Annotated in this window: 19 protein-coding genes and 1 riboswitch; of the genes, 12 read left to right on the forward strand and 7 right to left on the reverse strand. The window is 56.8% G+C overall.

Going from position 1 to position 26,161, the window contains the following annotated elements; genetic code table 11:
- Positions 1-16: 16 nt before the first annotated feature.
- Together ligA and ACUUL3_RS14740 are read right to left on the reverse strand one after the other, a co-directional pair.
- Positions 17-2,059: an NAD-dependent DNA ligase LigA gene (gene ligA, locus ACUUL3_RS14735; protein WP_448552601.1), complete on the reverse strand. Its 2,043-nt coding sequence runs from the start codon at positions 2,057-2,059 to the stop codon at positions 17-19.
- Complete coding sequence (locus tag ACUUL3_RS14740) at positions 2,059-2,247, reverse strand: tautomerase family protein (protein WP_448552603.1); 189 nt, start codon at positions 2,245-2,247, stop codon at positions 2,059-2,061. Before ACUUL3_RS14740 ends, ligA begins: the two co-directional genes overlap by 1 nt.
- A gap of 151 nt (positions 2,248-2,398) precedes the next feature.
- Between ACUUL3_RS14740 and surE the strand changes: the two genes are divergently transcribed.
- Complete coding sequence (surE, locus tag ACUUL3_RS14745; protein WP_448552605.1) at positions 2,399-3,154, forward strand: 5'/3'-nucleotidase SurE; 756 nt, start codon at positions 2,399-2,401, stop codon at positions 3,152-3,154.
- A gap of 6 nt (positions 3,155-3,160) precedes the next feature.
- Here surE and ACUUL3_RS14750 read toward each other — a convergent pair whose 3' ends face one another.
- Both ACUUL3_RS14750 and ACUUL3_RS14755 read right to left on the reverse strand, forming a co-directional pair.
- Complete coding sequence (locus ACUUL3_RS14750; RefSeq protein ID WP_448552607.1) at positions 3,161-4,252, reverse strand: GGDEF domain-containing protein; 1,092 nt, start codon at positions 4,250-4,252, stop codon at positions 3,161-3,163.
- 36 nt (positions 4,253-4,288) lie between these two features.
- The gene (locus tag ACUUL3_RS14755; protein ID WP_448552609.1) at positions 4,289-7,594 is read right to left on the reverse strand and encodes an EAL domain-containing protein; all 3,306 of its coding nucleotides are present in this window, start codon (positions 7,592-7,594) and stop codon (positions 4,289-4,291) included.
- Between the two features lie 193 nt (positions 7,595-7,787).
- Here ACUUL3_RS14755 and ACUUL3_RS14760 point away from each other — a divergent pair, with 193 nt between their 5' ends.
- From ACUUL3_RS14760 to ACUUL3_RS14810, 11 genes are all read left to right on the forward strand, one after another.
- The gene (locus ACUUL3_RS14760) at positions 7,788-8,978 is read left to right on the forward strand and encodes an MBL fold metallo-hydrolase (protein ID WP_448552611.1); all 1,191 of its coding nucleotides are present in this window, start codon (positions 7,788-7,790) and stop codon (positions 8,976-8,978) included.
- Between the two features lie 129 nt (positions 8,979-9,107).
- Entirely contained in the window at positions 9,108-10,862 is a 1,755-nt protein-coding gene (locus tag ACUUL3_RS14765; protein ID WP_448552613.1) for a methyl-accepting chemotaxis protein, read from the forward strand.
- Positions 10,863-10,952: 90 nt separating this feature from the next.
- The gene (locus tag ACUUL3_RS14770; RefSeq protein WP_448552614.1) at positions 10,953-11,753 is read left to right on the forward strand and encodes a biotin--[acetyl-CoA-carboxylase] ligase; all 801 of its coding nucleotides are present in this window, start codon (positions 10,953-10,955) and stop codon (positions 11,751-11,753) included.
- Between the two features lie 58 nt (positions 11,754-11,811).
- A riboswitch (cyclic di-GMP riboswitch) is annotated at positions 11,812-11,886 on the forward strand.
- Between the two features lie 81 nt (positions 11,887-11,967).
- Positions 11,968-16,596: an RHS repeat-associated core domain-containing protein gene (locus tag ACUUL3_RS14775; protein WP_448552616.1), complete on the forward strand. Its 4,629-nt coding sequence runs from the start codon at positions 11,968-11,970 to the stop codon at positions 16,594-16,596.
- Positions 16,597-16,600: 4 nt separating this feature from the next.
- Entirely contained in the window at positions 16,601-16,906 is a 306-nt protein-coding gene (locus tag ACUUL3_RS14780) for a hypothetical protein (RefSeq protein WP_448552618.1), read from the forward strand.
- Between the two features lie 161 nt (positions 16,907-17,067).
- Entirely contained in the window at positions 17,068-18,381 is a 1,314-nt protein-coding gene (locus tag ACUUL3_RS14785) for a transposase (RefSeq protein ID WP_448552620.1), read from the forward strand.
- Between the two features lie 601 nt (positions 18,382-18,982).
- The gene (locus ACUUL3_RS14790) at positions 18,983-19,726 is read left to right on the forward strand and encodes an RHS repeat domain-containing protein (RefSeq protein ID WP_448556503.1); all 744 of its coding nucleotides are present in this window, start codon (positions 18,983-18,985) and stop codon (positions 19,724-19,726) included.
- Between the two features lie 453 nt (positions 19,727-20,179).
- Entirely contained in the window at positions 20,180-20,908 is a 729-nt protein-coding gene (locus ACUUL3_RS14795) for a transposase (protein ID WP_448552622.1), read from the forward strand.
- Positions 20,815-22,143 (forward strand): RHS repeat domain-containing protein, encoded by a 1,329-nt coding sequence (locus ACUUL3_RS14800; RefSeq protein ID WP_448552624.1) that lies wholly within the window; start codon positions 20,815-20,817, stop codon positions 22,141-22,143. Before ACUUL3_RS14795 ends, ACUUL3_RS14800 begins: the two co-directional genes overlap by 94 nt.
- A 33-nt stretch (positions 22,144-22,176) precedes the next feature.
- Positions 22,177-22,617, forward strand: a complete 441-nt coding sequence (locus ACUUL3_RS14805) for a hypothetical protein (protein ID WP_448552625.1) — start codon at positions 22,177-22,179, stop codon at positions 22,615-22,617.
- Between the two features lie 538 nt (positions 22,618-23,155).
- A complete protein-coding gene (locus ACUUL3_RS14810; RefSeq protein WP_448552627.1) occupies positions 23,156-23,731 on the forward strand; it encodes an IS110 family transposase in 576 nt (191 codons plus the stop codon).
- A 157-nt stretch (positions 23,732-23,888) separates the two neighbouring features.
- On the opposite strand, the gene ACUUL3_RS14815 is transcribed toward ACUUL3_RS14810, so the two are convergent.
- The 3 genes from ACUUL3_RS14815 to ACUUL3_RS14825 form a co-directional block, all read right to left on the reverse strand.
- Positions 23,889-25,208 carry a glycosyltransferase gene (locus ACUUL3_RS14815; protein WP_448552629.1) on the reverse strand — a complete coding sequence of 440 codons (1,320 nt, stop codon included), beginning with the start codon at positions 25,206-25,208 and terminating at the stop codon, positions 23,889-23,891.
- Between the two features lie 168 nt (positions 25,209-25,376).
- Entirely contained in the window at positions 25,377-25,814 is a 438-nt protein-coding gene (locus tag ACUUL3_RS14820; protein WP_448552631.1) for a hypothetical protein, read from the reverse strand.
- A complete protein-coding gene (locus ACUUL3_RS14825) occupies positions 25,811-26,155 on the reverse strand; it encodes a DUF3088 domain-containing protein (RefSeq protein ID WP_448552633.1) in 345 nt (114 codons plus the stop codon). The genes ACUUL3_RS14820 and ACUUL3_RS14825 overlap by 4 nt, the downstream gene beginning before the upstream one ends.
- Positions 26,156-26,161: the final 6 nt, after the last annotated feature.

Here is a 26,161-nt window from a genome sequence, read left to right on the forward strand (position 1 = left end):
CCTGTGCATTCCACGTTCAGCGGCCGATCAGCCGCAAAAATTCTTCTTCGGTCACGACAGTCAAGCCCAATTCCCGGGCTTTTGTCAACTTACTTCCAGGATTTTCTCCTAGAACCACGTGGGTCACCTTCCTGTTGATGGTGGAGGCGACCTGGCCGCCCAGGGCCTTCACCCGGGCTTTGGCCTCATCGCGGGACAAGCCGGCAAGCCCGCCGGTGAAGAGAAAAAGAGAGCCGGCCAAGGGGCCGCTACTTTCCGACGGTGATGGTTCCTGGCCGCGGACCCCGAGGGAGGCAAGTTCGGTGAGCATCTCCTGCACGGCCGGATCCTGAAAATAGTCAACGAGGCTGGCCGCCCCCTGTGCCCCGATTCCCTCGATTTCCAGAAAATCGTTTTCCCTGGCCAGGGAGAGGGCGGAAAGGTCGCCGAAACGCTGTTCCAGGAGCTGGGCGGTTACCTCTCCCACATGGCGGATGCCCAGGGCGGCGATCAGTCTGGCCAGGGAGGGCCTTTTGCTGGCCTCGATGGCCCGGACGGCATTTTCCGCCGACTTGGCGCCCCAGCCGGGGAGATCGGCGAGTTGTTCCTCCCGCAGGCGGTAGATGTCCGGAATATCCTTGACCAGACCTGCCGCGACAAGCTGTTCGATCACCTTCTTGCCCAGGCCCTCGATATCCATGCCGCTCTTGCCGGCAAAATGGGTCAGGGCCCGCAGCCTTTGCGCCGGGCAGTGGGCATTGCCGCAGCGGGTAACGGCCTCTTCGGCGGCCCGGGACAGGGGGTGGCCGCATTCCGGGCAGAGGGAGGGCATGCAGATGGGCTGTTCGTCCCCGGTTCGCATCTCCTTCACCTGCTTGACCACCTCGGGGATAACGTCCCCGGCGCGCTGGACCAGAACGGTGTCGCCGATCATCAGCCCCTTGCGTCGGATTTCATCCTCATTGTGCAGGGTGGCCCGGCTCACGGTCACGCCGCCGAGCTGCAACGGCGCCAGGATGGCCACCGGCGTCACCGCACCGGTGCGGCCAACGCTGAATTCCACGCCAAGCAGCCTGGTCGAGGCCTGGGAGGCGGGAAATTTGGCGGCAATGGCCCAGCGCGGGCTGCGCGCCTTGGTGCCCAGCCGTTGCTGTATGCTGAAGTCGTTCACCTTGACCACCATGCCGTCGATATCATAGGCAAGGGTCTGCCGTTTTTTCAGGAGCAGCTCGAACTGGGCGATCACCGCAGCCAGGCTCGGGCAGAGCATGACAAGGGGGTTGATCTTGAGGCCCAGCCTGCCCAGATAGGCGAGCAGTTCCTTCTGGCTTGCACAGGGCAGCCCGGCAGGGTCGCTGACCCCGTAGGCATAAAAATCAAGGGGCCTGCCGGCGGTGATTTTCGGGTCAAGCTGGCGCAGGGAGCCGGCCGCCGCATTCCTGGGGTTGGCAAAAAGGCTTTCGCCCGCCATGGCTCGCTCCTCGTTCAACTTTCTGAAATCGGCAAGGCCGATGAACACTTCGCCGCGCACCTCCAGGCGGGGGGGAATTTCGATTCCTTCCGCTTCCAGAAGGCGCAGGGGAATGGCGGGGATGGTTTTGAGGTTCTGGCTGATATCCTCCCCGAGCCAGCCATCGCCCCGGGTGGAACCGAGGACGAAAAGCCCGTTTTCGTAGACCAGCTCGACGGCCAGGCCGTCGAGCTTGGGCTCGGTCATATAGCTCAAGGGTTCGCTGCCCTTCAAAAACCGACGGATCCTTTCGGAGAATTCCCGGAGATCCTCGGCGCCGAAGGCGTTCTCCAGACTGAGCATGGGCAGCCGGTGGGGTACCGTGGCGAACTGGCTCAAGGGAGCGCCGCCAACCCGCTGGCTCGGCGAATCCGGGCTGATCAGTTCCGGATACTGCGCCTCCAGGGCGAGAAGCTCCTGAAAGAGCGCGTCATACTCTGCATCGGCAATGAGAGGATCGTCGAGCACATGGTACCGGTAAGCGTGCAGGTTCAGATCCTGCCGGAGGTTCAGAAGCCGCCGGGCCGCCTCTTCCTTGCCGATTTTTGCGAACAGGGAGAGCTGCGCCATCAGGACGGCTTGGCCAGGAGTTTTCCGCCCATGGCAATGTTTTCGTGCTGCTCCTCATCCACGAAGATGAGAATGGAGTCGGCAGGCTTTTTGGTCACCTCGCTGATGACCCGTGTGACTTGCGCGCACATCTCCTCTTTCTGTTCCTTGCTCAATTTGCCGGCCAAGCGGATGCTGACGTAGGGCATGGCTTCTCCTTGTGGGTATTTTTCTGTTCTGGAAAGCGGACGTTGCCCTAATATAGCGTAAAAGTTATAAGAAATGAAGGAAGAGAAAGAGGCTTTACGGGGATGGACTCCCATTTTCCGATCACAAGCCCGGAACCGATCTGGAGGAGCCATGGCACCCGTGATACTCGTAACCAATGACGACGGCATTCAGGCCCCAGGGCTTGCGGCCCTGGCCGAGGCCCTGGCCGAAGTGGGCAGGATCGTGGTCGTGGCGCCGGAGCAGGACAACAGCGCGGTCAGCCATTCCCTGACCATGAAGCGGCCGCTGCGGGTTCGCGCCCTTGCCGGGGACCGGTATTCGGTGGACGGCACCCCCACCGATTGCGTGACCCTTGCCATGGGCAGGATCCTGGCGGAAAAACCGCGGCTGGTGGTTTCCGGCATCAATCCCGGCCCCAATCTCGGCGACGACGTCAGTTACTCCGGGACGGTTTCCGCCGCGGTCGAAGGCACCATGCTCGGCGTGTGCTCCCTTGCCGTCTCCCTGGCCGGCGAAGAGTCCTGCTGTTTCAGAACGGCCGCCGCCTTTGCCGCGAAGCTGGCCCGGCTGATCCTGGTCAATGGCCTGCCCAAGGATACCCTGCTCAACGTCAATGTGCCGAACCGCAAGGAGGAGGAGATCAAAGGGGTGCGCTTTACCCGGCAGGGGAGAAGGGTCTATGATGACGCCATCAAGGAAACCTTCGATCCCTGGGGCCGGAAGCATTACTGGATCGGCGGGGGGACGCCTTTCTGGGATGCTGGCGAGGACACCGACGCCCAGGCCATTGCCGGAGGATATATCTCCGTAACCCCGCTCCATTTGGATCTGACCAACCATGCGGCCCTGGCCAGGCTCCGCAAGGAGTGGCGGGTGACGCTTTAGGCGGCGTTATTTGCCGGCCACGGTCACGGCGTGGCCTTTCCGTTTTTTGGATTCGTACATGGCCGCATCCGCCTGCTTGACCAGCAGGTCGCCATCCCGCAATTCCCCGTGCCTTTCCGAGGCGATGCCGATGCTGAGGGTAACGTTGGCGTTATTCAGCAAGGGGTCCTGGCTAAAGCCGTCAATGAGGCGGCTGGCCACCTCCTGGGCCTGGGACAAACCGCTGTGCGGGAGAATGATACAGAATTCGTCGCCGCCATAGCGGGCGGCAATGTCTTCCTCTCGCACCACCCTGCGGATGAGATCGGCAAGCGCCAGCAGGATATCGTCGCCCCGGCGGTGGCCATGGGTGTCATTGACCGCCTTGAAGCCGTCCAGGTCGAGGTAGAGCAGGGCAATCCCGCTTTCCGTCCGCAGGGTGCGGGCGATTTCTCTCTTCAGCTCTTCATAAAAACTGCGCTGGTTCAACAGGGAGGTGAGTCCGTCCCTGCTTGCCAGCCTCGCCAGTTCCGCGGTGCGCTGGGCCACGGTTTTTTCCAGGCTTTCCGCATACACCTCAAGCTCCTTTTTGCCGCGGGCCAGTTCTTCCATGAGGCTGTAGATATAGGTGTCGAAGACCAGCTCCAGGTCAAAAAACATGATTTTTTCCAGGGCCTCGAACCGATCCTTGCAGTCGCCGCCTCCGCCCTTGCCGGTGAAGAGTTGCTGTCGCAGGAGGCTCAGCAGATTCCGGAAGGATGAAACATAGAGCTTTGGCGGTACGCCGATGCGCTTGTGGACCAGGCCGATCCGCAGGCGGGAAAGCACATATTCCATGCCGTATTCGCCGTCAAAGAGGGCGAGGATGTAACGGCACAGGTGTTTTTTCAGCCGGGCCAGGGTTTCGGCGTCGCCGATCAGGCTGGCGATCTCCTCCTCCTCCAACTGCTGGGCGTAAAACTTCTCGGCCAGATCATCGACAATGGGCGCGATCAGGGGTTTGCAGTCGCGCAGTTTCTGCTTTTCCTTCTCCCCGAGGGCGAGCAACTCAAGCCGGCGCTTGATTTCCCGCTCCGTCATCTTGAGCTGTTCGCCGAGGGTCATGTCCGTCAGTTTCATGGCCTGTCTCCGGCACAATTAAGGCGGGGCGAGCTCTTACGCTGTGCTGCCGAAGGGGTTCTTTTTTTGCAACAGTTCGCCGAAAGCCTCGGCGGTCAAGGGCGGGCTGTAGAGAAAACCTTGAATTTCCGTACAGTTGAGTTTGCGCAAAAAGGCGAGCTGCTCGACGGTTTCCACGCCTTCCGCCACCACCTCAAGCTTCAGGGCCTGGGCCAGGGCAAGGATCGTCGTGGCAATGGCCACCGAGTTTTCCTCATGGGGCAGATCCTTGATAAAGGAGCGGTCAACCTTCAGGGTGTTGATGGGCAGGCGCCGCAGGTAGTGGAGGGATGAATAGCCGGTGCCGAAATCATCGAGGGCCAAACAGACCCCCAGCTCTTTCAGTTCAAGAAGCAGGGCCAGGGCTGTCTGCTCGTTGGCCATGACCGCGCTCTCGGTGATTTCGAGGGCCAGACGGGAGATCGGCAGCCCTGTTTCTTCCACGATCTGGCTTACCCGCTGCACAAGGCCCTCCTGCATGAACTGGCGGGTGGAAAGGTTGACGGCCACGGTCAGATCATTTTTTTGCCCAAGCCACCTCTTGGTGTCAAGGCAGGCCTGCCGGAGCACATACTCGCCGATGGCGACGATCAGGCCGGTTTCTTCGGCAAGGGGGATGAAGTCGAGGGGAGAAACCAGGCGTCCGTCCTTGGTTTTCCAGCGGATCAGCGCCTCCATGCCGGTGATTTCCCGGGACGCCACCGAAACCTTGGGCTGATAATAGACCAGGAATTCGTTACGTTCCAGAGCCTTGCGCAGATTGTTTTCCAGGGAGAGGCGGTGGACGACCGCGGCGTTCATGGCCTTGGTGAACAGCTGATACTTGTTCTTGCCCTCATCCTTGGCCCGGTACATGGCAAGTTCCGCGTTTTTCAGCAGGGTTTCCGCGTCGTTGCCATCGGTGGGAGAATAGGTGATGCCGATGCTCACCGTGACAAAGGATTCATAGATGGTCAGGTTGAAGGGGGCGATGAATGCGTCGATGATTTTTTCCGCCAGCAGCACCGCTTCTTTCTCGTCGGCGCACTCCTCGACCAGGACGGCGAAGTCATCCCCGCCCAGCCTGGCCACCGTGTTGTCCGCCGGGAGACACGTTTTCAGGCGTTCGGCCACCTGCTGCAGCAGCACATCGCCCACCGTATGACCGAGGCTGTCGTTGATATGCTTGAAATTATCAAGATCAATGACCAGAGCGGCGACGTGTTTGCCGGAGCGCTGGGCATGGCCGATGGCCACCGTGAGGCGGTCCAGCATGAGCTGGCGGTTGGGCAGGGAGGTGAGGGCGTCGTGGTAGGAGTGGAAATGAAGTTGCTCCTCGTAGCTGCGCAGTTGGCTCATGTCGTGGAACACCGCGACATGATGGGTAAGCTGGCCATAGTCGTCGGTAATCGCGGTGATGGTCAGCCACTCCGGGTACACCTCGCCGTTTTTCCGGCGGTTCCAGATCTCTCCTTCCCAGCGGCCCGCCGTGAGCAGGGTGGACCACATATCCTGGTAAAACTTTGCGTCGTGGCGGTCTGATTTCAGGATGCTCGGTCGTTTGCCGATGGCTTCCTCGGCCCGGTAGCCGGTGATATGGGTAAAGGCCCGGTTGACCGACTGAATAATGCCGTTGGCGTCGGTGATGGTGATTCCCTCGATGCTGCTGTCGAAGACCCGGGCGGCCTGGGCCAGCTGTTCCTCGCTTTTCTTGAGCAGGGTGATGTCCTGGACCGTGCCGAACATGCGCACCGGCGTTCCATTCTCGGCGAATTCCACCTCGCCTTCCGCATGCAATTCGCGAAAGGCGCCATCCAGGATGATGCGGTGATTTATGCTGTAGGGCGCACGGGTTTCCAGGGAGTGCTGAACGGCGTCCTGCACCTTCCGGCGATCGTCGGGGTGGACATGGCTTAAAAATTTTTCATAGCTGGGCGCTGTTTCCTCGGGGGAGAGGCCGAAAATCCGGTAGACCTCCGCGGACCAGAGCAGGGTGTTTTCCGGGATATGCCAATCCCAATAGCCGAGTTGGGCTATCTGCTGGGCCTTGCTCAGGTTGGCCTCGCTGCTCAGCAGCCGCTGCGCAGCCTGCTGCCGCTCGATGAGCAGGGCCAGGGTCTGGGCCACGGTTTCCAGAAACTGCTGTTCCGGCTCGCTGCAGGCATGGCCGGCCTCGGCATAGAGCATCAGCACCCCGAGGGTCTGCTCTTCCTTGGTGATCGGGATGATGTAATGGCTCTGGTCGTCCATGCCCTGATAGCGGGAAAGGTGCTCTTCCGGCAGATGGGGGGCGAAGATGAAGCGCCGTTCCTGGGCGGCCCTGCCACAGAGGCATTCGCCGAAGCTGATGGTCCCGCACTCCCTGAGCAGGGCGGGGTCCATGTTCTTGTGTACCGAGAGGGAGAGTGTTTCGGGGCGGGCCCGGTCCAGGAGGAAGATCCCGCCCTTTGCGGTCAGCGGCAGCCAGGGGATTTCGACGATGAGGTCGAGGGCCTCGCGGAGCTGGTCCAGAAGGGAGGCGTCCTTGAAGCTGATCTGCAGGAGTTTTTGCACGATCTCCTGCTGCCGGCGCAGGCGGAGGAGAATGTCCTGGGTCACCTTGTAGGAGGTGATGTCCCTGCCCAGGACCACCAGCCCCTTCCGGCTGCCATCTTGATGAAAAAGCGGAATTTTGTATATTTCCAGGGCTTTATAGCCGCCGGCGGCCAGGGGGATTATTTCCTCGCCCTGCAAGACTTTGCCGCTCTGCCAGGCCGTGTTGTCGCTTTGTTCACAGGCCAGAAACGCCTCCCTGTAAAAGGGGCTGAAGGCGGCGAGGTCGGCATCGGTTTTGCCCCGATAGTCGATGCCCGTGAGCTGGAAGAGGTCCAGATCAGCCTTGTTCGCCTCAAGCCAGCGGCCCTCGCCATCCTTGAAGCAGACGATATCCGGCATGGCATCGAGCAGGCTGCGCAGCCGTTCCTCGCTGCCGAGGATGGAGGGGTCGGTGCAGGGGGCATGGAGTTCGGCGGCGTAGAACCCTCCGAAGCGGGCCGGCAGGCGAACAAGCCGTAACGTGGCCGGCGAATGGTTTTCAGCCAGATACAGTGTGCAGGCGAGGCTTTTCTCGCCGCCCCGGAAAAAAGTTTCTATTTTTTCGCTGCCGGCCCGGGCCGCGACAAGACCGGCAAGGGTGTCGCCGACGCGGCCATGCGGCAAGGCGAACTGGGTGAGAAAGGCAAGCCAGTCATCGTTGCAGGCTTCTATTTTCCCGGCCCGGTCGACGATGGCAAGCGGAAAGGCAAGCCAGGCGAAAAAATCGGCGATTTCGGAATTACTGGTCATGAAATACGGTCACACCTGAAGAAAAAGATTTCCCCCTGTTTCTGGTTCTCTGCCATACTATTTGGTATAACGCATTTTTGTGACATGCGAAAAACAAATATGAAACACGGGGCCAAGAAAGGAGTTGCAAATCACAGGTTTTTGATAGTAATAATTATCAATTATTTATTCAATATTAATTTCTGGAGGAGCCATGAGCGCAAAGATGCCTTTTCTTTACACGGCCAATGACCTTTTTTCCTGGATCAGCCATAAGCCGGATTTCATTCTGCTCGATGTCCGCAATGAAAAGGATTTCAGCAACTGGAGCGTGGAGGGCCCGGAGTTTTTTCCCTACATCAATATCCCGTATTTCAACTTCATGGAGGATGTGCAGGGCAGCATCGATCGCATCCCCAAGGGCTACAAGGTGCGCATTGTCTGCGCCAAGGAAGGCTCGGCCAAATATGTGGCCGACCTTCTCGTTCAGAACGGTTTTGCCGATGTGGGCTACCTCGCGCAGGGGATTGTCGGCTGGGGCAACGCCCTGGTGCCGGAGAAGGTGAGCCAGGAGGGCGATGCCTACACCCTCTATCAGTTTATCCGCCCGGGCAAGGCTTCGTGCAGCTACCTGCTCATCAGCCAGAAGGAGGCCATGGTTTTTGATCCTTCCCGCAACATCGACGCCTACAGGAAAATCGCCAAAAAACATGGCGCCAGGATTGTGAAAACCTTCGAAACCCACCGGCAGGCAGACTATATTTCCGGCAGCCCGGCGCTTGCCCAGGAAAAAGGCTGCACCGCCATGGTCAACAGTCTTGATTTCGAGGGAGCCTCCTTTCCCCATGAGCCCATCGTTTCGGGTAAAGCATATGCCTTCGGCAGGAAAGGACCCAAAGTGGTTGCCCTGCATACCCCGGGGCACACCATGGGCAGCACCTGTTATCTCATTGACGACAAGTATCTTTTGAGCGGTGACACCATCTTCATCAACACGGCGGGACGGCCGGATCTGGGAGGCAAGTGGCAGGAGTGGGCGCGGGAACTCTATCTCACCCTCATGCTGCGGATGCGCGATCTGAGCGACGAAGTGCTGGTTCTGCCCGGCCATTACACAAGCTGGCGCGAGGCGAACTGTTCGCGGATCTTTGCCGCGAAGCTCGGCGATCTGCGCGAAAACGTCATTGCCTTCCGCTTGCCCAATGAAAAGAAATTTGCCGAATTCATCCAGGACAACATGCGGCCGCAGCCCGGAGTATATGCGGAAATCCGCCGGGTGAACGGCGGCTGGCTCAAGGTCAGCACCGAGGAGGCGGACACCATGGATCTGGGCAAGAACGAATGCGGAGCCAGCAACTACGGCAAGGTGGGAGTCAGCGCCGAAGTGCAGCGCTGCACAATTTAGTCTTGCGGAAAATCCCCATTTTTTCCACACTGGGGACAAACGGCCAGAACGAACGCAGTGATTTGCGGCGCCGAGGGGCAGGGCAGTGGCCAGCCAATTACGGACCGGCATATTCCGATGGAGAGAAGAATGGATCTTAAGCAGTGGTCTTTGCGTGGGAAAATCGTGCTGGTCGGCGTCTGTCTGCCCACCATCCTCATTGTGATCCTCTTCCGGCTCTATGCCGCCGAATCCCGGGAAAAAACCGTACAATCCTTTACCGACAAGGCCAGGGCCATCTGCCTGACCGCAGAATCCACCCGTCAGGAAATGGAGGCCAAGTGGGAGCTGGGCCTGTTTACCGCGGAAAAGCTCCGGGAGATGGCGGAACTGGGCCAGCGGGACAAGGTGCTGGCCGCGGTGCCGGTGGTTTCCGCCTGGAACGCCGCCATGCGCAAGGCGAAAGAGGGGGGGTATACCTTCAAGGTTCCCAAGTTTCACCCGCGAAATCCGAAAAATGAGCCGGATCCCTTGGAGGCCAAGGCGCTCAAGCTGATGGGCGAGCAGAATCTGGACGAATATTATGAAATCGATCCGGCCATGAATGCGGTCCGCTACTTCCGGGCCGTTCGCCTGAGCGAGACCTGCATGCTCTGCCATGGTGATCCGCAAACCTCCCAGGCTCTCTGGGGAAATTCCCAGGGTGTCGACCCCACCGGCGGGCCCATGGAAAACTGGAAGGTCGGCGAGATCCACGGCGCCTTTGAGGTGATTCAATCCCTGACCGAGGCGGATAAACGGCTGAGCGACTCTCTCCGGAAGGGCAGTCAGCTTGTGGTGCTCGGCCTCATCATCATGGCGGTGCTCTTTGCCACCCTGGTGATCCGGATTGTCGCCAACTCGGTGATCAAGCCGATCAGCCGGGTCATCTCCGATCTGACCCGCGGGGCGGACAACCTGCTTGATGCCGCCAATCAGGTATCGTCCGCCAGCAACGAACTGGCGGACGGCGCCACCCGGCAGGCGGCCAGCCTGGAGGAGACCTCCTCCGCCCTGGAAGAAGTCTCCTCCATGAGCAAGCAGAACGCGGAAAACGTCAACCAGACCAGCCGGATGGCCGAGAGCGCCAGAAGCTCGGCCGAGGTGGCCCAGAACAGCATGGTGAAGATGACCGATGCCATCGGCAGCATCAAAAAGTCGTCGGATCAGACCGCCATCATCATGAAGACCATCGATGAAATCGCCTTCCAGACCAACCTGCTTGCCCTGAATGCCGCGGTTGAGGCGGCCAGGGCCGGGGAGGCGGGCGCCGGCTTCGCCGTGGTGGCCGAGGAGGTTCGCTCCCTGGCCCTGCGCAGCGCCGAAGCGGCCAAGCAGACCGCGCAGCTCATCGAGGAATCGCAGAAAAATGCAGACAACGGCGTGGCCGCAGCTGCGGAGGTAAAAGAGATTCTCGGTACCATTGTGGATGGGGTGAAAAAGGTGAGCAATCTGGCCAGGGAAATCACGGTTGCCAGCGACGAACAGGCCGTGGGGGTAAACCAGATCAACCTGGCGGTTTCCGAGGTAGACAAGGTAACGCAGGCCAACGCCGCCATCTCCGAAGAGGCCGCCTCGGCAAGCGAAGAGCTTTCCGGTCAGGCCAAGGAGCTTAATGCCCTGGTGCATTCCCTGGCCGGGATTGTCGGCGTCAGGCAGAGCAGTGCCGGATCGACCGGGACGGGCAAAAAAGCAAGTGGCAGGCGGAAGGCCGGCCCGGCGTTGCCGTCGGCAAAGGGCAAACAGACCAATCCTCCTGGCGGCAAGCCGGTGAAAAAATTGGCTGCCCCGGCCGGCAACTCCGCGGGCGGCAAAAAGCCCGAGGAGGTCATCCCCTTTGACGATGATGCGTTTGAGGATTTTTAAGCAACGGTAAGGCGAAAGACTCGTAAAAGGGCAGGCCGCGGGGCCTGCCCTTTTTGCTGATGCCGCCGGGTGTCGACGGAAAGGAAAGAGATGATGGCGGATACGCTTTGGGTGGAATTGAGCAGCGCCGGCAGGTTGGGTCCGCATCGGGTGCATTTTCTGCCCCATACCGAGTCGACGAACAGCGTGGCCCTGGGGCTTCTCAAAAACAGCGGGGTTGAGGCCGGCACCCTTGTCGTGGCGGAGAGCCAGAGCGCGGGTCGCGGCCGGCTGGGGAGGTTCTGGGCCTCGCCGGCCGGCGCCGGGCTTTATTTTTCCTGCGTGGTCCGGCCGGCGCTTCTCCCCGTGGATTTTCCAAAGATCACCCTGGCGGCAGGGCTGGCAGTCTGCCTGGCCGTGGAAAAAGAGGTCGGTATCGCCCTGGGTCTTAAATGGCCCAATGATCTCTATCTGAACGGGAAAAAATGCGGCGGCATCCTCACCGAAACCGAGGCCCTTGCCGGGCAGGCAAGCCCGGCGGCGGTGATCGGCATCGGGGTGAACATCAATACCGACCAAAACGCCTTTCCGGCCGAACTCTCGAACAAAGCAACCTCCCTTTTTGCCGAGACCGGCCGCATCTTTGCCCGGGGCCCGCTCCTGGCCGTCATTGTCGCCGAGCTGGAGGAGGTGCTGGGCAGGCTTGAGCAGGGCGGCTTTGCGCAAATTCTCCGGCAGTGGCGACAGCGGGACATCCATGCCGGCAAAACAGTCTCCTGGCTCGGCAGCCAGGGAACCATCGTTACCGGCCTTTCCCTGGGACCGGACGAGGATGGCATCCTCCACATCCGGGACCAGGCCGGGAATACCCATACGGTCATCTCAGGCGATGTCAGCCTGACGAACAGATGAAATAAAAACCCTAACACATTTTTTCTTGACCTGACATTCCGATTCCCTTACCCTGGCAAAACGATAAAGGCAAACCCGGAGCGATCCGGAGGCGCAAAGCCACGGGCCACAAGCTGGTAGCCGGGCTGCCGAACGGGGGAGGCATTGAAACAGTGAGCCCGTCTTCGGCCAGAAGACGGGCTTTTTTTGTTGTGAACTTCAGGGAGGGGGCAAAATGTTTTCACTACGCTTTATTCTGGCAAGCGCAAAACGCGCATGCGGCCTGGCTGGCATAGCCTTGTTGACCGTGGCCGGCATTCCGGCTCATGCTCATGCCGTCGGAACATGCACACCCGGTCTTTCGACCGTCATCGGCACCGAATATGTCGCGGACAAATGTTCGGCTGCCGGCCCGCCATACAACTACATCGCCACGGACCTCACCTGCGCGGGCGGCAAGGTTGTCAAAAGCTCCTCGCAGATCAGCGGCAGCTATTATAACAAGACGCCCGACTCCTTCCAATCGGCACTCGCTTCCCTTGCCTCGTGGTATGGCATGCAGGTGTTCCGCAATACCGATGGAACCCGGTTTATAACCATCAGCAAATATTTCAAGCAAGGAGGCACCCTTGAAGGCGTGAACCTCGGTCAGTACACGACGGCACCGACGGTGCATGTGGATGTTTTTGCTGATTATTATTTTCCGCCGGCCAGTGTGCCGGATGCCGATAACGACGGCTTTTACGTCTGCCTTGATTGCAACGACAACGATCCGGCAGTAAACCCAGCGGCCCAGGAAATTTGTGGAGATGGCCTGGATAACGACTGCAATAATGTTACGGATTGCGCTGATGCACCATGCGCGACGCAACCACAGTGCCTGGCGGCATGCACGGATAACGATGGCGATGGTTTCAGTCCAGATGGCGAAAAATGCGGCCCGGTTGATTGCAACGATTCCGAACAATTGGCCCATCCGGGCTTGGCGGAAATCTGCGGTGACGGCATAAACAACGATTGCGATGCCACAACCCCGGATGACTGCTGTGACACAAAGATCATCGACTTCACCGGCTCCAATGCCACGATCAACGCCGTGGCGGGCGGAGCCACCACCTTCAACGCCACCATTACCGATTCGTCCGGCAAGGGTATCAACTGGACCATGAATGTCGCCGGCCGCATCTTCACCGGCACCGGCAAAAGCATTTCGGTGCTCTGGGATGGCAAGGACAGCAGCGGCAGGATTCTGGACAGCGGCACCTATACCGCCACCCTCCATGCGGAAACCGGGGACGGCGGCTGCAAGGATGACGCCACCCTGCCTGTCCGCATCAGCAATAGCGGCGGCTGCTTGACGATCACCTTCGGCTCCCGGGCCAACATTGCCAACGGCAACCTTTCCCACGATCAGGAGCTGTTCAGCACCGGCGGCACCGGCCTGAGCACGGCCATGACGCTCTACTACAACAGCCTCAGCCAGCATCTCGGCTCTCTGGGGCTTGGCTGGGCGCACAGCTATGAAATCAATGTCACGGAAAATGCGGACGGCTCCGTACTTCTCCGCTCCCCAAACAGCGCCGGCAAGCTTTACAACCTGGTGGATGGCGCCTATGTTGCGCCGGCCGGCGATTATGCCACCCTGGTGAAAAACAGCGACAACACCTTTACCCGCGCCACCAAGGCAGGGCTGCAATACCGCTTCAACCAGGCGGGCAACCTGGCCGCCATTGTCGATCGTAACGGCAATGCCATGCAATTTGCCTACGAATATGGCATGCTGACCAGCATCACCGACTCGGTGGGCCGGGTTACGGAATTCCTGTACGAACTGAACGGCAGGCTGGCGCAGATCACCGACCCTGACGGCAAGAACTACAACTTCCTGGTGGAAGGCGACACCCTCGCGAAGGTCACCATGCCGGACGGCGGCAACTGGCTTTATACCTATGACGCAGAGGGCTTCCTCGTCTCCCGCACCGATGCTTCCGGCTACACCACCACCTATACCTACGACGAGCAGCATCGGGTGAAAACAGCCACCGATCCCGAGGGCAAATCCCGCAGCATTACCTACTCGACCTCCACAGATGAGGTGAAGACCGCGCTGATCACGGAGAAGGACGGCTCGGTCTGGCAGTTCACCTTTGACAGCACCCAGGGCAATATGCTGGCCAAGACCGATCCGGCCGGCAACTCCATCACCTATACCTATGACGAAAACCACAACCTGCTCAGCAAGACCGAGGCGGACGGCAGCACCACCACCTACGGCTACGATGCCAACGGCAACATGCTGTGGACCATCGATCCGCTGGGCAATAAAACCACTTACACCTACAACGAGGCCGGCCAGGTGACCAGCATCACCGATGCCAGCGGCGACACCACCGACTTCAGCTATGACGGCAAGGGGAATCTGCTTTCCGTCCGCGATGCAGCTGGCAACACCACCCAGTACACCTATGACGCTAGCGGTCGGATCAGCAGCATCACCAACCAGGCGGGCCAGACCATCACCCTGGCCTACGATACCCTGGGCAACGTTGCCGTGGTGACAGACCCTGCCGGCGCCAAAACCAGCATGACCTACGATGCCGCCGGCCGAGTAATCAACCAGACCGATGCCAACGGCCAGACCACCACCTTCGGCTACGATGAGGCAGGCAACCTCATCACGGTGGTCGATCCCTTCGGCCAAACCACCACCTTCGGCTATGATCAAAATGGTAACCGCACCGCGGTGACCGATGCCAACGGCAACACCACCGCCTATGTGTATGATTACGCCCACAGGGTGGTGCAGATCACCGATGCCCTGGGGCAGACCACTTCACTGACCTATGCCGAGACCGGCTGCGCCACCTGCGGGGCCGGCCAGAAAACCCAGCCTGCCACCCTTACCGACGCCAACGGCCACACCACCTGGTTCCAGTACGATTCCATGGGCCGCCTGGTGGAGGAGAGCAATCAGCTGGGCGCGAAGGTCACCTACCAGTACGATGCAAAAGGTAACCTCATCAGCCGCACCGATGCCCAGGGAAGGACCACCAGCTACAGCTATGACGCCATGGGCCGACTGCTCGCCAAGGTCTTTCCGGACCAGAATCAGGTCCTCTTCAAGTACGATGCCAAGGGCCGCCTGATCTATGCGGCCAACCAGCACATCGGCTACGGCATGACGTACGACAATTTGGGCAGGCTCATCACCATCACCGATTCCAACCAGCGGACCATCCGCTATCAGTACGATGCCCTGGGCAACCGAACCAAAATGACCACGCCGGAAGGCAAGGTGGTGGAATACAGCTACGACGAGGCCAACCGCCTCATCGGGATCGACAGCTTCCTGGGCGAGTTCTCCTTCGGCTACGACAAGCTGGGTCGCCGCGTGGGTCTTGCCTTTCCCAACGGAGTCAGCACCGGATACACTTACGACGCCGTGGGCCGACTCACCGAGATCCTGGCCCAGACCGCGGGCCGCCGCGGCCGTGGGGAAACGGTCAACGCCTTCAGCTACACCCACGACGCCGTTGGCAACCGGCTCTCCAAGACCGTGAGCATGGATGATTTCAGTCACAGAGACACCCGCTACGAGTACACCTACGATGCGGTTTACCAACTGCTCCAGTCTTTGCCGGCAAAGAACATGCGGCATCGGGAATGGAGCCAGGAACAGAGGGCGGAGCGCTTCAGCTACGATCCGGTGGGCAATCGCCTGACCGGGCCGGACCGCAGGGACACCTACCGCTACAACGATCTCAATGAACTCCTTTCCGCCAGAAGGACGGCTTTCCAATACGACCTCGACGGCAACATGATCGCCAAAGGCGGCTGGACCTACGAGTACGATTACGAGAACCGGCTGGTCAAGGCGATCCGGGCGGAGCGGGACGGGATCAAGACCGTCTCCTTCAAGTACGATCCCTTTGGCCGCAGGATCGAGAAAAAGGTGGAGGAGGTCGAGGATGGCCGGCTAGAGAGCAAGACCTACGCCTATGTCTACGACAACGAGGACATCATCCTGGAGATCAAGAGCGGCGGCAAGGATGAGGATGGCGATAACGACGGCGGCCGCAAGGCCGGCTGGCTGAAGCACTGGCAAAAGCGGGTCGCAAAACCCGCGATCAGCCGCTTTGTGCACGGCCCGGGCATTGACGAGCCCCTGGCCATGGAGCAGAAGGGCAGGGCCTATTTCTACCATGCCGACGGCCTGGGCAGCATCGTAAGCCTTACCGATGCCAAAGGCCATGTGGTACAATCCTACCAATACGACTCCTTCGGCAACATGCAGCACCACGGCGGCGAGGTGAAGCAGCCCTATGCCTACACCGCCAGGGAATGGGATCACGAGACCGGCTTGTATTTCTACCGGGCTAGGTACTATGATCCGCAGGCGGGGAGGTTTATCTCCAAGGATCCGATTGGGTTTGCGGGAGGGGATGTGAATGTGTACCGCTATGTCGGGAATGATCCGGTCAATTGGGTTGATCCTTTGGGGCTTGATGCCACAAACTGGTTTAACACAACGGGAGGAAGAAGCTGGTTTAATGGACCTACTAATGGAAATTGGGGAGGCAGTTGCTGGAGCGGAGGGCGCTATTCTTGTAACGGTAATCCGATAGGCGATGCTCCACCTACAGACAGTGGGGATCAATGCTACAAACAGCATGACACCTGCCTTTCTGCCTGCGGCTCGAATCTTCAATGCCGTGCTGCCTGCAACAGGCAAGTAGTAGATAATTTACTTCAGTTACCAAATGACTCACGGTTGTGGCCCCATCCGCCTAGGGCTGGCACAGAGGGCGATAGTGAACGATACAGGTTTTGGGCCATTGAGTTGTTTGGTGGGCGTCAGAGGTAGAAATATGCCGAATAATCAAAAAAAAATTACGTTGCAAGTTTCTTTGTGGTTACCATTCGGGATGGCATCTTTACTCTCGCTAATTTGCACCAGAGTGTATTGGGCCTGGGCTTTGATTGGTCATAATTATACTCCACTCATCGCAATGGGAATAATAACGGCAGCTCTTGGAATTAGGATACTTGCCCATACTGGTTTACGGCTATGGCCTGCTATTGGTGTTATTATTGGATTGCTTATTGGGCAATCATGGTTAATCGAATTTCTTGGTGCAATAATTTTCTGGCAATTTAAAGGATTCGCTCCCTAAAAAAGAAAAAAAAGGGACAGATCTATGGGTTTGGGGGTCAAATCTTTACGGGCTGTTGCCCAAACCGTTATTGCTCCCCTCATTAGGGTCATGAGTTGTGCATGAGCTGGGGTCAAATCTTTATCCTTGACACCACTCCTCCCCTCCTCTAGCATCTTGGTATGGTACGCCCTCTTCGCATCGAATATCCAGGCGCGCTTTATCACGTCACCAACCGGGGCAATGAGCGCAAAACCATCTTCAAGGACGACACCGACCGGCAGGAGTTCTTAGAACTCCTCGCCCGCTCCCTGGCCATATACTCGGTCAAGCTCTACAGCTTTGTTCTGATGAGCAACCATTTTCATCTGCTGGTGGAGACCCCCTTGGGGAATCTCAGCCAGTTCATGCGTCACTTCAACATCAGCTACACATCGGCCTTCAACCGCCGCCACCGCCGATCCGGACACCTCTACCAGGGAAGATACAAGAGCTTCCTGGTGGATAGGGATGCGTACCTCTCCATGGTATCCCGTTATATCCATCTGAACCCGGTTAAGATCGGCAGCAACACGAATAAGCCGCTCGTCGAACAACTTGATATCCTTTGGGCCTACAAATGGAGCAGTCTGCCGGGATTTGTCTCTCTAAAAAAGCGATGGACGTTCGTGGATTATCCGGTGATCCTCGCGGAGTTCGGCGGCGACACCGCAACCGGGCGAACGAAATACAAAAAGCAGATTGCCGGAGATCTGGCGGAAGGCCTGCCGGTGAAGGAAAGGGTCGTCGGGCAGAGCCTCTTGGGCAGCGATGATTTTGTACAACGGATCAAAAACACTTATTTGGATGCGGAAACGGCCCGGGAGCAACCAGCTCTTGCCGAAGTGCGAAAATATCTGGCCCAGGACGTTATCCTGGATGGTATCTGCAAGGTGACGGGAAAAACCAGGGAAGAGGTATTACAAACCACAGGGCCACTACGCCAGATGGCCATGGATCTGCTCTACCGGTTGGGCGGGATGAAAAACCCGGAGATCGGGAGGCTGTTGGGTGTTGACTACAGCACCGTCAGCCAGGGAAGAAAGCGGTTTCGAGAGCGCCTGGATAAGGACAAGCAGCTGCAAGCCATATACACCAATGCGGAAGAGTTACTGTCAAGGATAAAGATTTGCCCCCCCCGCCTCAGGCAACCGGACAAAAATGACCACGCCGGAAGGCAAGGTGGTGGAATACAGCTACGACGAGGCCAACCGCCTCATCGGGATCGACAGCTTCCTGGGCGAGTTCTCCTTCGGCTACGACAAGCTGGGTCGCCGCGTGGGTCTTGCCTTTCCCAACGGGGTCAGCACCGGATACACTTACGACGCCGTGGGCCGACTCACCGAGATCCTGGCCCAGACCGCGGGCCGCCGCGGCCGTGGGGAAACGGTCAACGCCTTCAGCTACACCCACGACGCCGTTGGCAACCGGCTCTCCAAGACCGTGAGCATGGATGACTTCGGCCATAAGGACACCCGCTACGAGTACACCTACGATGCGGTTTACCAACTGCTCCAGTCTTTGCCGGCAAAGAACATGCGGCATCGGGAATGGAGCCAGGAACAGAGGGCGGAGCGCTTCAGCTACGATCCGGTGGGCAATCGCCTGACCGGGCCGGACCGCAGGGACACCTACCGCTACAACGAGCTCAATGAACTCCTTTCCGCCAGAAGGACGGCTTTCCAGTACGATCTCGACGGCAACATGTTCGCCAAAGGCGGTTGGACCTACGAGTACGACTATGAGAACCGGCTTATCAAGGCGATCCGGGCGGAGCGGGACGGGATCAAGACCGTCTCCTTCAAGTACGACCCCTTTGGCCGCAGGATCGAGAAAAAGGTGGAGGGGGTCGAGTACGGCCGGCTTGAGAGCAAGACCTACGCCTATGTCTACGACAACGAGGACATCATCCTGGAGATCAAAAGCGGCGGCAAGGATGAGGAGGGCGATAACGACGGCGGCCGCAAGGCCGGCTGGCTGAAGCACTGGCAAAAACGGGTTGCAAAGCCCGCGATCAGCCGCTTCGTGCACGGCCCCGGCATTGACGAGCCCCTGGCCATGGAGCAGAAGGGCAGGACCTTTTTCTACCATGCCGACGGCCTGGGCAGCATCGTAAGCCTTACCGATGCCAAGAACCATGTGGTACAATCCTACGAATATGACTCCTTCGGCAACATGCAGCATCACGGCGACGAGGTGAAGCAGCCCTATGCCTACACCGCCAGGGAGTGGGATCAGGAGACCGGGTTGTATTTTTATCGGGCAAGGTATTATGATCCGCAGGTGGGGAGGTTTATCTCCAAGGATCCGATTGGGTTTGCTGGCGGGATTAATGTTTATGCTTATGTCTCCAATAATGGCGTAACTTTAAATGATCCCTTCGGTCTGTGTGCCGCCGCAACGACTACTGATTGTAGCTACTATGACATAGCATATGCTAAAACTGGCTGTGAGTATTATAAAGATGCAAAAAATTGGTGTGAACGATTTGGAGCGCTTGATGGCAACACCTCAACGGCCGGGTGGACACAATGTGTGAGACGGTGTCTTCAAATATCAGACATGCAAAAATGTAGACCGGAAGAGAATACTTGTGTTGACTGTGATGCTGTGAAGAGTTGTAATGGTGACAATCATCAGTTTTGTTATACAGCCTGCAGGTATGCGGATCAAAGTAGTACCAACCCTAATAAACTTCCTGAGCTTCTGTCTGTTAGCGAGAAAGAGTGGATAGATAATCTTATTGATTGGGGGTTCAATGGACCTATTGGCGATTTTGTCAATTGGTTATCATTTTATTAGTAGATGAAGAGAATATACATTTCGCTAGTGTTGGGCTTGGTTGCTGCCATTTTAGCTTACGTAATGGCTTTTCATGTTGAACCGCAAGATGGCCAGGTAGGCTTTTTCTTTCTTTTTGAAATAATGTTTTCTTGGCTTGTTTCCAAGTTTATAGGCTCCTACCGAGTTAATGAGTGGTGGCCAATGGCAATAGGGCTGATTTTCGTGACAACCATTATCTTTTCTATACCAGCATATATGTTGGTGCTAATTTGCGACCGTTTCTTTAAAAAGAGTGGGGCAAAAGGTAAACATTCGTGACAGGGGTGGGGCAAATCTTTATCCTTGCCCCTTCCTTTAGCGTCTTAAAAAGTGGGCAGAATTCAATTCTGCCCACTTTTTTATTATATGCTGGGGAGATGGGGTCAAATCTTTATCCTTGACACTCCCTCCCCTCTTCTCTAGCATAGTTACATGGTACGACCTCTTCGCATCGAATATCCAGGCGCGCTTTACCACGTCACTAACCGGGGCAATGAGCGCAAACCCATCTTCAAGGACGACACGGACCGGCAGGAATTCCTCGAACTCCTCGCCCGCTCCCTGGCCATATACTCGGTCAAGCTCTACAGCTTTGTTCTGATGAGCAACCATTTTCATCTGCTTGTGGAGACCCCCTTGGGGAATCTCAGCCAGTTCATGCGTCACTTCAACATCAGCTACACATCGGCCTTCAACCGCCGCCACCGCCGATCCGGCCACCTCTACCAGGGTAGATACAAGAGCTTCCTGGTGGATAAGGATGCGTACCTCTCCATGGTATCCCGTTATATCCATCTGAACCCGGTTAAGATCGGCAGCAACACGAATAAGCCGCTCGCCGAGCAGCTCGATATCCTTTGGGCCTACAAATGGAGCAGCCTGCCGGGATTTGTCTCTCTAAACAAACGATGGCCGTTCGTGGATTACCCGGTGATCCTCGCGGAGTTCGGCGGCGACACCGCAGTAATTTCCGGGGACACAATACCTATTTTTTTTGCCAAGGAAAACCAGGCCGGAAGCCCGTTACAAAACAACTTAACAAATAGGTATTATGTCCCCAGATACCAATGCAGACCGCGGGCCGCCGCGGCCGTGGGGAAACGGTCAACGCCTTCAGCTACACCCACGACGCCGTTGGCAACCGGCTCTCCAAGACCGTGAGCATGGATGACTTCGGCCATAAGGACACCCGCCATGAGTACACCTACGATGCGGTTTACCAACTGCTCCAGTCTTTGCCGGCAAAGAGTTTCGGCCACCGGGAGCGTGTCGAGGAACAGAGGGCGGAGCGCTTCAGCTACGATCCGGTGGGCAATCGCCTGACCGGGCCGGACCGCAGGGACACCTACCGCTACAACGAGCTCAATGAACTCCTTTCCGCCAGAAGGACGGCTTTCCAATACGACCTCGACGGCAACATGATCGCCAAAGGCGGCTGGACCTACGAGTACGATTACGAGAACCGGCTGGTCAAGGCGGTCCGGGCGGAGCGGGACGGGATCAAGACCGTCTCCTTCAAGTACGATCCCTTTGGCCGCAGGATCGAGAAAAAGGTGGAGGAGGTCGAGGATGGCCGGCTAGAGAGCAAGACCTACGCCTATGTCTACGACAACGAGGACATCATCCTGGAGATCAAGAGCGGCGGCAAGGATGAGGATGGCGATAACGACGGCGGCCGCAAGGCCGGCTGGCTGAAGCACTGGCAAAAGCGGGTCGCAAAACCCGCGATCAGCCGCTTTGTGCACGGCCCGGGCATTGACGAGCCCCTGGCCATGGAGCAGAAGGGCAGGGCCTATTTCTACCATGCCGACGGCCTGGGCAGCATCGTAAGCCTTACCGATGCCAAAGGCCATGTGGTACAATCCTACCAATACGACTCCTTCGGCAACATGCAGCATCACGGCGGCGAGGTGAAGCAGCCCTTCGCCTACACCGCCAGGGAGTGGGATAGCGAGACCGGCTTGTATTTTTACCGGGGAAGGTATTATGATCCGCAGGTGGGGAGGTTTATTTCCAAGGATCCGATTGGGTTTGCGGGAGGGGATGTGAATGTGTACCGCTATGTTGGAAATAATTCAGTGTTGCGGACTGACCCGACAGGGAAAATTGATCCCTTGATTGGTGGGGCAATCTTCCTAGCTGGTTCCCATCTATTTCATTTGGGAGATGTTTTCAGCACATCAAATGGCAATCTATGGGATGGTTTCACGGAGCAAGACAATAAGTGCTCTTTGGGACCAATGTTAGGCCCAATAGGCGATGCCTGTTTTCCAGAGAACTGCCAAAAGCATGATAATTGCTATGCAGAAAATGAATGTAATGCTTCTTCATGGGTACCAAGTGTATTGGGCGGCACAAAACCATGCAATCAATGCAACAGCGGATTCTTTCAGTAATTTTGAGCAAAAACAAAACCAAAGGATTGTATTATGATGTTTCGTTTCGGTGTTAGGCTTTTTTTTCTACTAGCAATTTCCGTAGGCTTATCCGGTTGTTTGGAAGCAAGCTTTAAACTATCGCCAACATCAAGACTTCCTATTTGGTTTGAATTACCTGAAGAAGTACCTAGAGACAATGTGAGCGTTACCATGGACTATTATACGTACCCTGGTAAACGCGTTGCGATTTTCAAGTTATTTCAGAATGGAAAATTATTCGCATCTAAAGAAGTTTCAGGAATTTTACGTGGGACTCACCCCCTTCAATTGAAAAATCCACCACCTGGATTTCCAAGGCGTTATCCATCCTATGAAGTTGTCACTGTTAACGGAATAACCGATATTGTTGAGCACCGCAGAATGGAGTCTATTTTTTACATGGCGGACGATCCTACAGTCTGGAAAGAGTTTGGAGTTGAAAAATCCAACTAAATATAAAAGCGGAGGATGGGGTCACCCATTAAAAGGCCCTTTGTCAAGGGACAGACTTCCCCGTTACAAGAAAAAACACTTTTTCCCTTGCGAAGGACAATGTTCGCCGATTCCGTGGTCTTCGCAATCCTGAATCTTTCCCGCACCCGTTATTTCGGACTTTTGAGTCGGTGTCTGTCAATACAGAAGTAAAAGTGTACCAGTTTCGGCAAAGTAAAAGTGTACCACCTGTGAGGGAAAGAGGTCTGCGAAGACGCCAGCGAGGGTGTAAAAAGGATTGTGTAAATGGCCATTCCGGGGGTAGAAAAGTTCGCCCCCAACCAAGGGGTTTTTCAGGGGTTTTTCCGGGGACACAATACCTATTTTTTTTGCCAAGGAAAACCAGGCCGGAAGCCCGTTAAAAACGACTCAACAAATAGGTATTATGTTTGAATGCATAAGTAATTGAAAAGGGAGCCTCCAGGTGGCGGACAGCTCATATAATGAGCGAGCGGGGTCGAATAAATCGCCCCGAGTCAGACCCACAAGGAGGCTCCCTATGGAAAGTATTTACTACATCGGCCTGGACGTCCACAAGAAAACCATCGCTTACTGCATCAAGACAGCCAACGGCACGAAGGTGCGGCAAGGAGTTGTCGCCGCTGAACGCAAGGCTCTTGGGCAATGGCTCACTGAATTACCTGGTCCATGGTTGGGCGCCCTTGAGGCGACGATTTTCACCGGCTGGATTTACGATTTTCTCAAACCCCACGCGGTGGAGCTGAAGGTTGCCCACGCGGAGATGCTCAAAGCGATTACCGCCGCCAAAAAGAAAAACGACCAGGCCGACGCGGAGAAACTGGCCGACCTGCTGCGGGTGAATCTGCTGCCGGAATGCACCATGATGTCCACGGAGTTACGGGAATTACGCCGTATCCTGCGTTATCGGGTAATTTCCGGGGTAATTTCCGGGGACACAATACCTATTTTTTTTGCCAAGGAAAACCAGGCCGGAAGCCCGTTACAAAACAACTTAACAAATAGGTATTATGTCCCCAGATACCAATGTCCCCAGATACCAATGAACCGTGGTCGGCATGGCGAAGATATCTTTGCCGACAAGAAAGACCATTAAACCTTTCTTGTCGTTTTGAGAGAAGCTTGAAAGCTTAAGTGAATATCTGAGCAAGAGCCAAGCAAAGACTTGACCCCTTTTTAAGTGAATATCTGAGCAAGAGCCAAGCAAAGACTTGACCCCTTTTTCCTTATGTCCCCAGATACCAAAGGATCGCCTATTGCATTTTTTTCATCTTTACAGGAGAGCCTTGACTTTTAACGCCTAAAGGTAGCGCTTTGTTGGGCGTCATTTCTCCAAGACGATCCAAAATCATATCGCAGGCACCAGCAACTACGTTGCAATGGGTTAGGCGCATGGCAACTTTCTGGCAACGTTGACGCATGGTGTGGTCGGATATCAACTCTCTCAGCGCACTCGTTACAGCTCGTACACTGTATTTCTTCGGCAACACTTCTTTCGCTACGCCAAGTCGCACCGCACGGTGGGCGTTGTCAAATTGGTCATAGGCGACAGGGCGAATAAGCTGAGGAACGCCCGCCCGTAGTGCCTGACTGGTAGAGCCGATGCCGCCGTGATGAACAAATACGGCCAATTTGGGCAACAGTGTTCCAAACGGCACGTAGCAAACGTGAATGACGCCTTCAGGAAGTGGGCCGGGGATTTGCTCTGCGAACGGCGAGAGAAGAATCCCTCGCACTCCTGCCTCTTTGCAAGCCTCAATGGAAGTCCTAAAAAAATCGTGAGCCGTTGCAGTCGCCGTTCCTGCCGAGAAGCCCACCGGTGGCGGGCCTGCCTCGATGAACTCGGAAAGGCTCTGCGGCAGCAGAACCTGCTGGCTGTGGTCATAGAGCGGGAAGCCCGCCAAGACCACATGTTGAGGCCAGTCAACTTGGGGCTCGGCGAACCAGTTGGGAAACATACCGACAACAGCATCTGCCTCGTGAATCCAGGAATGGAATATCCGCTCAACACGTGGCAAGCCCAACTCGGCACGCAACCGGTTCAACGGTGTCGTGATATAGGGATCGTAAAACCCCTTATCGAGCGTCCACCAAGCCAAGCGTTTCACCAACGCTGGAGTTCGTGAATCGATCCAGCGTGGAACGAGCCGAGCCGGGCTGTGATTCGACCGAAAAACGGAAGGAGCAAGGTGTACCGTTGCACAAGGCACGTTGTCAGTTTCCCGCAGCAAGCGTGATGCGAACAGCAGGGAGTTGCTGATTGTGATGGTGTCACCAATACGCGCATCAGCTTTCATGGCGCGGTAGTACGCGGGGCAGATCTCGCCGTACTCTTTCCCCACGCGCCTGAAAGCACTTTTCGGATCGCTATCACTCGTTTCCTTGAAGAGTTTCTCGTACGCATCAACCGTACTAATAGGAATAAACCGGATCGTTTCGTCCGTTACATAAGAGTGGAATATCGGATTTGCGTAAAAGATGACGTCGTGTCCGCGTGTGGCGAATTCTCGGGCGAGCGCAACAAATGGCAGAACATCGCCATGACTGCCAGCTGCTGAAATTAGTACTCTCATCGGAAAGCTCTAAATATTTGCAAGGAATTTCCGGGGACACAATACCTATTTTCCTTGCCAAGGAAAACCAGGCCGGAAGCCCGTTACAAAACAACTCAACAAATAGGTATTATGTCCCCAGATACTTATGTCCCCAGATACCAAACAGTTTCAGCTTGTTACCGCCTATTACGCCATATTCGGCCCGTATCTCGCCACCTTTTTCAGGTTGCGGACAATGCAGAACAGGTTCCACTGGATGTTCACCTTTCCCTTGGCGGACCGGCCATGGAAGTAGGCCACCTGTCTGATTCTCGTCCGCTCGGGATGCCGAAGGCATTGCGTACGGAGCGTGCAGGGGAGGCAAGCCGATTCAGGCCCCTTGAATTTGGTGGCCAAAAAATTTCTCACCGCGACATTGTTGCCGTTGCGGTACAGCCGTTTCCCTGCCAGGCAGACGCAATGGCTCAAATCCTCCGGGAACACAAAGTCTGCGCTTGAAAACAAGTTGCTTCTTCCCGCCAGTTTCGGCCGTTCCTTCCGATGCCGCTCCCTGATTTTTCTGGCCCGTTTGCGCAGGGTTTCATCCTGGGGGGGCAGAATTAAATTCTGTTCATTTTTTCTCACGGATGTGGCTTGATCCCGTTATAAGCCTCTGCCAGGAAGTTGCAGATCGCCAGTCCATTGTTGATGAATTTTCTGCCGGTGGCGAAGCTCGTTTTGGCGCCTGGCGTCATCCCTGCCTCCTCGGCCAGAACCAGCACTGGGCAACTCTGGTTATCCGCGCCCAGAAGCTCGACAATTTCCGGCCTGGGCCGGGGAAAGTTCACCTGCACGATCACTATCTTCTCGCGGATTTGCGGGGAATAGTGGAGGAACCCTTCAACAACAGCGCAGTCGGGGCAGTAATAGGGTCCCCGGCCATCCTCAATCCAGGGGGTCAGGGTAAAAAGGGTGTGTTTTGCCATGGATCG

The organism is Thiovibrio sp. JS02, assembly GCF_053485635.1.